The following is a 1,301-nucleotide window of genomic DNA, read 5'->3' as shown; positions in this document are numbered from 1 at the left end:
GCTCTCGCGGGCCAACTCCTCGGCGGCGTCGGCGAGCGGGCCGTGGTCCCGGGGCGGCAGCAGCGCTCCCGGCGGGGGCACCTGCGGTGACGGTGTCTCAAGTGATGGAGCATCGGGTGATGGAGCCTCGGGCGCGGCCGGGCCTGTGCCGCCGCTGAGGGCGCTCAGCCGCCGGCGGTCCTCGGGGCCGGCGTCGAGCGCGTCCGCGATGCGGTTGATGGTGCCGAGCCGGTGGTCGAAGGGCCGGTCGGTCTCGATCCGGCGGACGGTGCTCTCGCCGAGCCCGGCCCGCTCGGCGAGCTGGAACTGCGTCAGGCCGGCCTGCTTCCGTAACTGCCGCACCAGCGCTCCGAGCGTCTCCGCCACGACCCGTCCTTCCCCCGAGGAATCGAAACAGGGGCGAGCCTACCCTGACGACCGGTCACATATGACCGGTGCTGTGACCTGTGCCTTTGCCTGACGCGACGCCAGCATCGGCGGTGCGGACAACGGTCCCGCGGCCCCGGCGCACCCCGTTGCGCGGCCCGGGCCGCCCCCGTCCGCGACACCAGTGCGTGAACTTGAAGGAGGCGGTGTTCCGATGGCGGAGGCGAAGGGCGTCCTGCTGCCGGCCTACGTGGTGGCCGACGAGTCGGGCTCGATGGCCCCGTACCAGCGGGAGCTGGGGGACGGGGTGGCGTCGCTGTGCGAGGGGCTGCGGGCGGAGCCGATGGTCGCGGCCAAGCTCCGGCTGGCCGTGCTGGGCTTCTCCGACGACGTCCAGGTCCGGCTCGCGGTGGCCGACATGCGCACCGAGACCACGGTGCCCCGGCTGGTGATCCGCGGGGTGACCAACTACCGGGCCGTCTTCGAGGACCTGCTGCAGCGGATCCCCGGCGACGTGAAGTGGCTGCGCGGCGAGGGCTACCGGGTGCACCGCCCGGTGGTCTTCCTGCTCAGCGACGGCCAGCCCACCGACGGCTCGTCCTGGCACGCGCCGCACGCGGAGCTGACCGACCGGGATCGCACGCCGACCGCGCCGAACATCATCGCCTGCGGTCTCGGCGACGCCCGGGCGCAGACCATGGTCGACGTCGCGACCCGCCCGGAGTTCGCCTTCCTCGCCAAGTCCGGCGCCGACGTCGGCCGGGCGATCTCGGAGTTCTTCCACTCGTTGACCATGAGCCTGGTGGCCTCCGGACACGCCCTGAACTCGGCCAACCCGCAGTTGGTGGTGAACCGGCCCGACCAGTTCACCATGGCCATCGACGAGGTCGGCCGGTGACGCCCGCCCGCCGGGGCGACCCGGACCCCGCGCCGCC

The 1,301-nt window shown here is 73.6% G+C and carries 2 protein-coding genes; one reads left to right on the top strand and one right to left on the bottom strand.

Annotated features, from left to right (window positions below):
- On the bottom strand, nt 1–366 hold a 366-nt coding region (locus tag ABZ641_RS37880; RefSeq protein WP_359989159.1), incomplete at its 3' end, for a helix-turn-helix transcriptional regulator.
- Nucleotides 367–580: 214 nt separating this feature from the next.
- Here ABZ641_RS37880 and ABZ641_RS37875 point away from each other — a divergent pair.
- Nucleotides 581–1,264 carry a hypothetical protein gene (locus ABZ641_RS37875; RefSeq protein ID WP_344626176.1) on the top strand — a complete coding sequence of 228 codons (684 nt, stop codon included), beginning with the start codon at nt 581–583 and terminating at the stop codon, nt 1,262–1,264.
- Nucleotides 1,265–1,301 lie beyond the last annotated feature (37 nt).

It is taken from the genome of Kitasatospora sp. NPDC007106 (assembly GCF_040634455.1).
Lineage (GTDB): Bacteria > Actinomycetota > Actinomycetes > Streptomycetales > Streptomycetaceae > Kitasatospora > Kitasatospora arboriphila.
The sequence above is the reverse complement of the archived record's forward strand: the minus strand, read 5'-3'. Positions and strand labels throughout refer to the sequence as shown.